General features: G+C 31.8%; 9 protein-coding genes. 7 read left to right on the top strand and 2 right to left on the bottom strand.

Features of this window, described 5'->3' with window-relative positions:
* Positions 1-98 precede the first annotated feature (98 nt).
* Positions 99-1,289 (top strand): ornithine--oxo-acid transaminase, encoded by a 1,191-nt coding sequence (locus tag CD113_RS10525; protein ID WP_002465333.1) that lies wholly within the window; start codon positions 99-101, stop codon positions 1,287-1,289.
* A gap of 108 nt (positions 1,290-1,397) precedes the next feature.
* On the top strand, positions 1,398-2,642 hold the full coding sequence (locus CD113_RS10520; protein ID WP_002465332.1) for a Glu/Leu/Phe/Val family dehydrogenase: 1,245 nt from the start codon (positions 1,398-1,400) through the stop codon (positions 2,640-2,642).
* A 90-nt stretch (positions 2,643-2,732) separates the two neighbouring features.
* Here CD113_RS10520 and argH read toward each other — a convergent pair whose 3' ends face one another.
* Both argH and CD113_RS10510 read right to left on the bottom strand, forming a co-directional pair.
* Positions 2,733-4,112: an argininosuccinate lyase gene (gene argH / locus CD113_RS10515; protein WP_002465331.1), complete on the bottom strand. Its 1,380-nt coding sequence runs from the start codon at positions 4,110-4,112 to the stop codon at positions 2,733-2,735.
* The gene (locus CD113_RS10510) at positions 4,102-5,307 is read right to left on the bottom strand and encodes an argininosuccinate synthase (RefSeq protein WP_002465330.1); all 1,206 of its coding nucleotides are present in this window, start codon (positions 5,305-5,307) and stop codon (positions 4,102-4,104) included. The genes argH and CD113_RS10510 overlap by 11 nt, the downstream gene beginning before the upstream one ends.
* Positions 5,308-5,650: 343 nt before the next feature.
* Here CD113_RS10510 and CD113_RS10505 point away from each other — a divergent pair, with 343 nt between their 5' ends.
* The 5 genes from CD113_RS10505 to lepB (CD113_RS10485) all read left to right on the top strand — a co-directional run bounded on the left by CD113_RS10505 (position 5,651) and on the right by lepB (CD113_RS10485) (position 9,713).
* Positions 5,651-6,982 (top strand): glucose-6-phosphate isomerase, encoded by a 1,332-nt coding sequence (locus CD113_RS10505; protein ID WP_095092610.1) that lies wholly within the window; start codon positions 5,651-5,653, stop codon positions 6,980-6,982.
* 293 nt (positions 6,983-7,275) lie between these two features.
* Positions 7,276-7,857, top strand: a complete 582-nt coding sequence (locus tag CD113_RS10500) for a TVP38/TMEM64 family protein (RefSeq protein WP_002465321.1) — start codon at positions 7,276-7,278, stop codon at positions 7,855-7,857.
* Between the two features lie 159 nt (positions 7,858-8,016).
* Positions 8,017-8,592: a TVP38/TMEM64 family protein gene (locus CD113_RS10495; protein ID WP_002465320.1), complete on the top strand. Its 576-nt coding sequence runs from the start codon at positions 8,017-8,019 to the stop codon at positions 8,590-8,592.
* Between the two features lie 4 nt (positions 8,593-8,596).
* Entirely contained in the window at positions 8,597-9,115 is a 519-nt protein-coding gene (gene lepB / locus CD113_RS10490) for a signal peptidase I (RefSeq protein ID WP_002465319.1), read from the top strand.
* Between the two features lie 22 nt (positions 9,116-9,137).
* On the top strand, positions 9,138-9,713 hold the full coding sequence (lepB, locus tag CD113_RS10485; RefSeq protein ID WP_002465318.1) for a signal peptidase I: 576 nt from the start codon (positions 9,138-9,140) through the stop codon (positions 9,711-9,713).
* Positions 9,714-9,940 lie beyond the last annotated feature (227 nt).

Below are 9,940 nucleotides of genomic sequence, written 5' to 3'. Positions count from 1 at the left end.
ATATTTTATTGAGTGAATAGCATCTGCTTTGAAAACTAATAATAAATTGAATAATATTTCATGTATAATAGTTATAAATGAAGTAAAGGGGAGATATGATGACTAGATCAGAAGAAATTATTGAGTTAACAAATCATTATGGAGCGCACAACTACTTACCATTACCAATTGTCATTTCGGAAGCTGAAGGGGTATGGGTTAAAGATCCTGAAGGCAATAAGTATATGGATATGCTTTCTGCGTATTCAGCAGTTAACCAAGGTCATAGACATCCGAAAATTATTCAAGCTTTAAAAGATCAAGCGGATAAAGTTACATTAGTATCACGTGCATTTCACAGTGATAATTTAGGAGAATGGTACGAAAAAATTTGTCAATTATCTGGTAAAGAAAAAGCATTACCAATGAATACTGGTGCAGAAGCTGTAGAAACAGCATTAAAAGCAGCACGTCGTTGGGCATATGATGTTAAAGGAATTGAACCAAACAAAGCTGAAATCATTGCGTTAAATGGTAACTTCCACGGTCGTACAATGGCACCTGTATCATTATCATCAGAGGCAGAGTATCAACGTGGCTATGGTCCATTATTAGATGGTTTTAGAAAAGTTGATTTTGGTAATATAGATGCATTAAAAGAAGCAATTAATGATAATACAGCAGCTATACTTGTAGAACCAATTCAAGGTGAAGCAGGTATTAACATTCCACCTGAGGGCTACTTAAAAGCAATTAGAGAATTATGTGATGAACATAATGTATTATTTATTGCCGATGAAATTCAAGCAGGTTTAGGTCGTTCTGGAAAATTATTCGCAACAGATTGGGACAATGTTAAACCAGATATTTACATTTTAGGTAAAGCATTAGGTGGAGGAGTATTCCCAATTTCAGTTGTCCTAGCTGACAAAGAAGTATTAGATGTCTTTACACCAGGTTCACATGGGTCAACATTCGGTGGTAATCCATTAGCTTGTGCAGCCTCAATTGCTGCATTAGATGTTATTGTAGATGAAGATTTACCAGGACGTTCATTAGAATTAGGTAATTATTTTAAAGAACAATTACAACAAATTGAACACCCATCAATTAAAGAAGTACGTGGACGTGGACTGTTTATTGGTGTTGAACTTAATGAAAGCGCTAGACCATACTGTGAAGCTCTAAAAGAAGAAGGACTATTATGTAAAGAGACACATGATACGGTCATTCGATTTGCACCACCACTAGTCATCACTAAAGAAGAATTAGACTTAGCATTAGAAAAAATAAGACATGTATTTCAGTAAGATCAAAAAGTAGTAACAATCAATTTGTAAAGACTTTAAAAAGAAAAACGTTATGTTACAATATGTTTGAAAGCGAAATCATTAGTAAAAGAAGAGGCGAAGAGGATCATGACTGAGAACAATAATTTAGTAACTTCTACTCAAGGAATTATTAAAGAAGCATTGCATAAATTGGGATTCGATGAAGGTATGTATGATTTAATTAAAGAACCATTAAGAATGTTACAAGTGCGTATACCAGTACGTATGGATGATGGTACTGTTAAAACATTTACAGGATATCGTGCGCAACATAATGATGCTGTCGGACCTACTAAAGGTGGGGTACGATTCCATCCTGATGTTGATGAAGAAGAAGTTAAAGCATTATCAATGTGGATGACTTTAAAATGTGGCATTGTTAATTTACCATATGGTGGTGGTAAAGGTGGCATAGTTTGTGATCCACGTCAAATGAGTATACATGAAGTTGAACGTTTATCTAGAGGGTATGTAAGAGCAATCTCTCAATTCGTTGGACCAAATAAAGATATTCCAGCTCCTGATGTATTTACAAACTCACAAATTATGGCATGGATGATGGATGAATATAGTGCACTTGATAAATTTAACTCACCTGGTTTTATTACAGGTAAACCGATTGTGTTAGGTGGTTCTCATGGCCGTGATAGATCTACAGCATTAGGCGTTGTTATTGCAATTGAACAAGCAGCGAAACGCCGTGGTATGAATATTGAAGGTGCCAAAGTTGTTATTCAAGGTTTTGGTAATGCTGGTAGTTTCTTAGCTAAGTTTTTATATGATTTAGGTGCTAAAATTGTTGGTATATCAGATGCTTATGGTGCATTACACGATCCAAATGGTTTAGATATTGATTATCTATTAGATCGTCGTGATAGCTTTGGAACTGTTACAAATTTATTTGAAGAGACAATTTCAAATAAAGAACTATTTGAATTAGACTGTGATATCTTAGTTCCAGCAGCAATTTCTAACCAAATTACTCAAGATAATGCACATGATATTAAAGCTAGTATCGTAGTTGAAGCGGCTAACGGTCCGACTACTCCAGAAGCAACACGTATTTTAACTGAAAGAGATATTTTACTTGTACCAGATGTATTAGCTAGTGCAGGTGGTGTAACAGTTTCATACTTCGAATGGGTTCAAAATAATCAAGGTTATTATTGGACTGAAGAAGAAGTAAATGAAAAATTACGTGAAAAGTTAATTACAGCTTTTGATACGATTTACGAATTAGCTCAAAATAGAAAAATTGATATGCGTTTAGCGGCATATATCATTGGTATTAAACGTACAGCTGAAGCGGCAAGATACCGTGGCTGGGCTTAATATTTGAAAAGTTGAAATAACAAACACTAAAAGGCTATCTTATTTGATTGTGATCAAATAAGATAGCCATCATTTTTATTATTGAAGCCATCATTGTTGTAGTAATGTTTTGGCTACGTTTAATTGATGACGTACAGCGTCTTGTCCAGTTGAACCGTAACTTTGTCTACGTTTTAAACAATTTTCAGGTTGTAAGTAATCATATACATCGTTTCCAATACTAGGATGATGCTTTTGGTAGTCATCTAAAGAAACATCTAATAAATAGTGTCCGTGTTGGATACAATCAAAGACGATTTTACCTACAATTTCGTGAGCAGTTCTAAATGGAATGTCTTTACCTACTAAATAATCAGCAAGTTCTGTCGCATTTGAAAAATCTTGTTTGACAGTTTGATTTAAACGTTCTGTATTAACCGTCATTGTATCAATCATACCTTCAAATATACGTAACGATCCTTTAATCGTATGAATTGCATCAAATAAACCTTCTTTATCTTCTTGCATATCTTTATTATATGCAAGCGGTAATCCTTTTAAAGTCATTAACATACTCATTAAATGACCCGTTGTTCTGCCAACTTTACCACGAATAAGTTCTGCCATATCTGGATTTTTCTTTTGTGGCATGATAGATGAACCAGTAGAAAATGCATCTGATAGCGTGATAAATTTTGCTTCATCCGTTGACCAAAAAATAATTTCTTCAGCAAATCTTGATAGATGAACCATTGTTAAAGAAATATTATGCAATGTTTCTACTATATAATCTCTATCACTAACAGCGTCCATGCTATTTTCATAGACAGCTGCAAAATTTAATAACTCAGTAGTTTCATGTCTATCAATAGGGTAGGTAGTACCACTTAATGCTGCTGCACCTAGTGGGTTAATATCAATACGTTTTAAACTATCATTGAAACGTTGACGATCACGTTGTAACATCCAAAAATAAGTCATGATGTGATGAGCAAATGAGACAGGTTGAGCACGTTGCAAATGTGTATAACCAGGCATAATGGTATCTATATGTTTAGCAGCAATCGTATAGATTGATTGTTGTAAAGATTGTATTAAAGCAATGATGTTATTTACCTGTTCTTTAGTATAAAGATGCATATCAGTTGCAACTTGGTCATTTCTACTTCGACCAGTATGCAATTTACCTCCTGGATTTCCAACACGTTTAATCAGTTCATGTTCAATATTTAAATGAATGTCTTCGAGTGAGGTACTGAATTGAATGTGTCCGTGATGATAATCATGTTGAATTGATTTTAAACCAGTAATAATAGCATCTTTATCAGTTTCACTAATAATATGTTGATTTGCGAGCATAGTAGCATGAGCGATACTGCCTTCAATATCTTGATCAATTAAAGTTTGATCAAAATGGATAGATGCATTAAAGTCATCTACCCATTCCTCAGGTTGTGCTTGAAATCTACCACCCCAAGCTTTATTGCTCATTACTATATCCTCCATGTAACATTGCATTGACTTGAGTAGGTAAACCATAAATATCAATAAAGCCAACTGCAGCATCTTGATTGAAGGCATCTTCTTTTGTATACGTTGCTAATTTTTCATCATAAAGTGTATATGGTGATTTTCTACCATTAACAATAGCATTACCTTTAAATAATTTCACTCTAACATCACCAGTTACATATTGCTGTGTACTATCGATAAATAATTTTAAGCTGTCAGTTAAAGGTGAGAACCATAAACCATTATATAATTGTTCAGCAAATTGTTTTTCAATTACTGGTTTAAAATGTGCAACGTCTTTCGTTAAAGTAATTGTTTCTAATGCTTTATGAGCAGTTAAAATTACTTCAGCAGCAGGTGTTTCATAAATTTCTCTTGATTTGATACCGACTAATCTATTTTCAACATGGTCAATTCTTCCAATTCCATGTTTTCCAGCTAACGTATTTAATGTCAGGATTAAGTCATCTAAGTCATAATGTTTGCCATCAATTTGAACAGGAATACCTTTGTCAAATGTCATAATAATTTCATCAGCTACATCAGGTGTTTCTTCCAAGGCATTTGTTAAATCAAAAGCATCTTCTGGTGGTGCAGCATATGGATCTTCTAAAATACCGCATTCATTTGCTCTACCCCATAAATTTTGATCTATAGAATAAGGTGAATCGTGGTTAATTGATACTGGAATATTATGTTTAATGGCATAATCAATTTCTTCTTCACGGCTCCATGCCCATTCACGAACAGGTGCAAAAGCTTTAAGATTTGGATTTAAGGCTTTAATAGCAACTTCGAAACGGACTTGGTCATTACCTTTACCAGTACAACCATGAGCAATGCCTACAGAATTAGTTTTCTCAGCAATTTCTACTAACTTTTTAGCAATAAGCGGTCTTGATAAAGCAGAAACTAATGGATATGCATTTTCATACATCAAGTTACCTTTAATTGCGTAGCTAACATAATCTTCGCTGAATTCTTTTGTAGCATCAATAATATGGCATTCAACAGCGCCCATATCTAATGCTTTTTGATATACGATGTCTAAATCTTTACCTTCTCCAACATCTAGACAACATGCTACTACGTCATAGCCTTTATCTATTAACCATTGAACTGCAACACTTGTGTCTAGTCCTCCTGAATATGCTAAAACAATTTTCTCTTTCATAAAATTCACCTCGTAATAATTATCAGAATATTTAGTATGAACACATCATAACAGACTTTTTATGAAAATAAAACCATTTTTATACATATTTATTCATAAAATAAATGTGCTGATACTATAAAATAATTTATAAAAGCTGTTATTAAAGGATTCGGTTAAAGTAAGAAAATTATGTAATTTGTATAAAAAATGCTATTCAGAATATTTTTGATGCGTTATTAAGTGGAAAAATCAATTTTTGTCACATAAATATCAATTTTATTGCTAATCTACAATCATGTGAATTGAATAGATAACACAAACTTAGTAGAATTAAAGTAATAAATTAACAGGAGGCTTTTTAATGACTCATATTCAATTGGACTTTAGTAAGACATTAGAATTTTTCGGTGAACATGAATTACAGCAACAACAAGATATTGTTAAGACAATTCATAACACAATTCATAAAGGTACAGGCGCAGGTAGTGACTTCTTAGGATGGGTTGATTTACCAGTTGATTACGATAAAAAAGAATTTTCTCGAATTGTTGAAGCTTCAAAACGAATTAAAGAAAATTCAGATGTCCTAGTTGTCATTGGCATTGGTGGATCTTACCTTGGTGCTCGTGCTGCTATTGAAATGTTAACGTCATCATTTAGAAATAGTAATGAATATCCTGAAATTGTATTTGTAGGTAATCACTTATCTTCAACTTATACTAAAGAATTAATTGATTATTTAGCAGATAAAGATTTCTCAGTAAATGTTATTTCTAAATCTGGTACGACAACAGAACCTGCAGTTGCATTTAGATTATTCAAGCAATTAGTAGAAGATAAATATGGTAAAGAAGAAGCGAAGAAACGTATTTTTGCTACTACTGATAAAGCTAAAGGTGCATTAAAAGAACTAGCTACGAATGAAGGTTACGAAACATTTGTTGTTCCTGATGATGTTGGTGGTAGATATTCAGTATTAACAGCTGTTGGTTTATTACCAATTGCAACAGCAGGTATTAACATCGAAGCTATGATGTTAGGTGCTGCAAAAGCTCGTAAAGAATTGTCTTCAGATAAATTAGAAGATAATATTGCATATCAATATGCAACAATCCGCAATATTCTTTATGCTAAAGGTTATACAACAGAAATGTTAATTAACTATGAACCATCAATGCAATACTTTAATGAATGGTGGAAACAATTATTTGGCGAATCAGAAGGTAAAGATTATAAAGGTGTTTATCCATCAAGTGCTAATTACACAACTGATTTACATTCATTAGGACAATATGTACAAGAAGGTCGTCGTTTCTTATTTGAAACAGTTGTTAAAGTAAATCATCCGAAATATGATATTACAATTGAACAAGATCAAGATGATTTAGATGGCTTAAATTATCTTGCTGGTAAAACAATTGATGAAGTAAACACTAAAGCATTTGAAGGTACATTATTAGCGCATACTGATGGTGGCGTACCAAATATGGTTGTTAATATTCCGCAATTAGATGAAGAAACATTTGGCTATTTAGTGTACTTCTTCGAATTAGCTTGTGCTATGAGCGGTTATCAGTTAGGTGTGAATCCATTTAACCAACCAGGTGTAGAAGCATATAAACAAAATATGTTTGCGTTGTTAGGTAAACCTGGATTTGAAGATATGAAAAAAGAATTAGAAGAACGTCTATAATCTTTTATTAACAATATTTTAAGTATAGATTCGTTAATGAAAAATTAACACAATCGTCCGTGTCTTTAAGCAAAGATGTTTAAAGATACGGACTTTTTTATGTCTATATATCAATATATTATGCTGTAATATTAAGAGCTATATCATTAACAACTTTAATGCAATCATTATGCTATGGCGAATTGTGGTGAATATAAAAAATTGCAATTTACAAAACAAAATTTTTGTGTTTATTTTCACATATAAAAAATATATAATAAAGAGACATTTCGTACTCTGAAGGGGGATTAATTATGACATTGCAGCATTTAGAGCAATGGTTTGAAGTGCTTAAACATTTAGGCTATTTTGGAGGCTTTCTATTATTATTTTTTAGAGCTGTTATTCCAGTATTCCCCTTAGTGTTATATATTATTGTGGTCATGCATGAATATGGTGATTTCGTCGGTGTTATAATCAGTTGGCTAGCTTTAGTTGTAGGTTCATTTACAGTTTATTTAGTTTGTAAAATGCTAGTTAATTCTAAATTGATGATAGAAATTAAAAGAAAGAAAGCGACTAAAAAAATTATAAATATCATTGATAATCAAGGATTAGTACCGTTATTTGTACTATTATGTATACCTTTTTCACCTACATCATTAATTAATATCGTTGCAAGTTTTTCTAATATTAATAGTAAACATTATTTGATCGTGTTATCTACGTCTACGTTAATATCTACTGCAATTTTAGGATATATGGGAACAGATGTAACAACAATTTTGACAGATCCAAAGAAAGGTTTGACAATGATTATTGGTATTGTTGCGTTATGGATTGGTGGTAAAAAAATAGAAAAGCATTACATGAAACCAACAAAGAAATTGAAATAATTATAGTTGATTTAAATAATATTGCGATTTGAGATAGCTAAATAGAGTTAATTCATTGATACAACTTGAGACGTATTTATTAAATATTGTATTTCCATAATAGAATTTTAACTTTATAATGAAAAGTAGTTATCTTCAACCAAGAAAGGGATTGATGATTTGTCGTTTCATCAAATTGAAGAGTGGTTTGAAGTATTACGACAATTTGGTTATGTACCTGGGTTTGTCTTGTTGTATTTACGAGCCATCGTTCCAGTTTTTCCATTAGCATTGTATATCTTAATTAATATACATACTTATGGAACTATTGTCGGTATTTTGATCAGTTGGCTAGGACTTATTTCAGGGACTTTTACCGTATATTTAATATGTAAAAAATTAGTTAATACAGATAGAATGCAACGCATAAAACAAAGAACATCTGTACAAAGATTGATAAGTTTTATAGATAGACAAGGTTTAATACCATTGTTTATACTACTTTGTTTTCCGTTTACCCCAAATACAGTCATAAATTTTGTTGCTAGTTTATCACATATCAAAGCAAAATATTATTTCATTGTGTTAGTGATATCTAAATTAATATCAACAATTATTTTAGGTTTACTGGGTAAAGAGGTCACTACGATAGTAAGCCATCCATTACGAGGTATTTTAATGCTTGTTGGTTTAGTTATTTTTTGGTTTGTTGGCAGGAAAATTGAACAACATTTTATGGGATCCCGCAAGGAGTGACAAAGTGAAAAAAGTAGTTAAATATTTGATTTCCTTGATTGTTGCCATTATTATTGTACTGTTCATTCAATCTTTTATCATTGTTGGTGCTGTTATGCATAACGATAGTATGAGCACTACATTGACTAAAGGTGATAGAGTCATTATTAACAAAGTTAAAGTAACATTTAACATGTTGTCAAATGGTGATGTTGTACAATATAGACATGGTGGAAAAGTTTATACGAGTAGAATCATCGCCAAACCAGGTGAATCAATGGCTATTCGACATGGTCAAATATATCGTGATGATAGACCAGTGAGTGCACAATATGCAATAAACAGAAATATTAAAGATTTTAATTTAAGAGATTTAAAAGGACTTGATGGTGATATTATTCCACCTAATCAATATGTAGTCATCAATGACCAGAATCAAAATACTCAGGATTCAAGACAATTTGGATTAATTGATAAAAAAGATATAATAGGTAATATAAGTTTACGCTATTATCCATTTGATAAATGGTCGATTAAGTTCTAACTATAAAAAGAGGTGTCAAACGTTGAAAAAAGAAGTAATTGAATGGATTGTAGCGATTGGTGTCGCATTATTAATTGTAGGTATAATTGGGAAATTTATAATTACACCCTATACGATTAAAGGTGAATCAATGGATCCAACTTTAAAAGACGGTGAACGTGTTGCTGTTAATATTATTGGATTTAAGACTGGCGGTTTGGAAAAAGGTAATGTCATTGTTTTCCATGCCAACCAAAATGATGATTATGTTAAACGTGTCATTGGTGTGCCAGGAGATAGCGTGGAATATAAGAATGACAAACTTTATATTAATGGTAAGAAACAAGATGAGCCATACTTAGGCTATAATACTAGACATAAACAAGGCGACTATATTACAGGCACATTCCAAGTTAAAAATTTAGCAAATGCCAATCCTGAGTCTAATGTTATACCTAAAGGTAAATATTTAGTACTTGGTGATAATAGAGAAGTAAGCAAAGATAGTCGTTCATTTGGTTTAATTGATAAAGATCAAATCGTAGGTAAAGTGTCATTTAGATTTTGGCCATTTAGTGAATTTAAATCAAACTTCAATCCAGACAATACTAAAAACTAATAAGATAGCATTTTAAATAGATAACGAATAAAAGCAGTGTTCTATTTATAAAGACTTAGAACATTAGTGCAAAAAGGAATCTATATTTAATATTTTGTTATTAGCATTAGCTTGATTGAATAATAAAATGTTGATAAGGCTTATCCAAAAATGATTTCGGTCCTGATCATAAATAAGACATATTAATATGTTGAACTCACATTCATAATTAAGTTGAATGTGAGTTT

The organism is Staphylococcus simiae, assembly GCF_002902085.1.
GTDB lineage: Bacteria > Bacillota > Bacilli > Staphylococcales > Staphylococcaceae > Staphylococcus > Staphylococcus simiae.
Note: the sequence above shows the minus strand (reverse complement) of the source record. Positions and strands in the feature narration are given on the sequence as shown.

Coding starts and splice junctions, on each gene's coding strand:
- CD113_RS10525 (WP_002465333.1), top strand. CDS start 99: ATGACTAGATCAGAAGAAATTATTGAGTTAACAAATCATTATGGAGCG.
- CD113_RS10520 (WP_002465332.1), top strand. CDS start 1,398: ATGACTGAGAACAATAATTTAGTAACTTCTACTCAAGGAATTATTAAA.
- argH (WP_002465331.1), bottom strand. CDS start 4,112: ATGAGCAATAAAGCTTGGGGTGGTAGATTTCAAGCACAACCTGAGGAA.
- CD113_RS10510 (WP_002465330.1), bottom strand. CDS start 5,307: ATGAAAGAGAAAATTGTTTTAGCATATTCAGGAGGACTAGACACAAGT.
- CD113_RS10505 (WP_095092610.1), top strand. CDS start 5,651: ATGACTCATATTCAATTGGACTTTAGTAAGACATTAGAATTTTTCGGT.
- CD113_RS10500 (WP_002465321.1), top strand. CDS start 7,276: ATGACATTGCAGCATTTAGAGCAATGGTTTGAAGTGCTTAAACATTTA.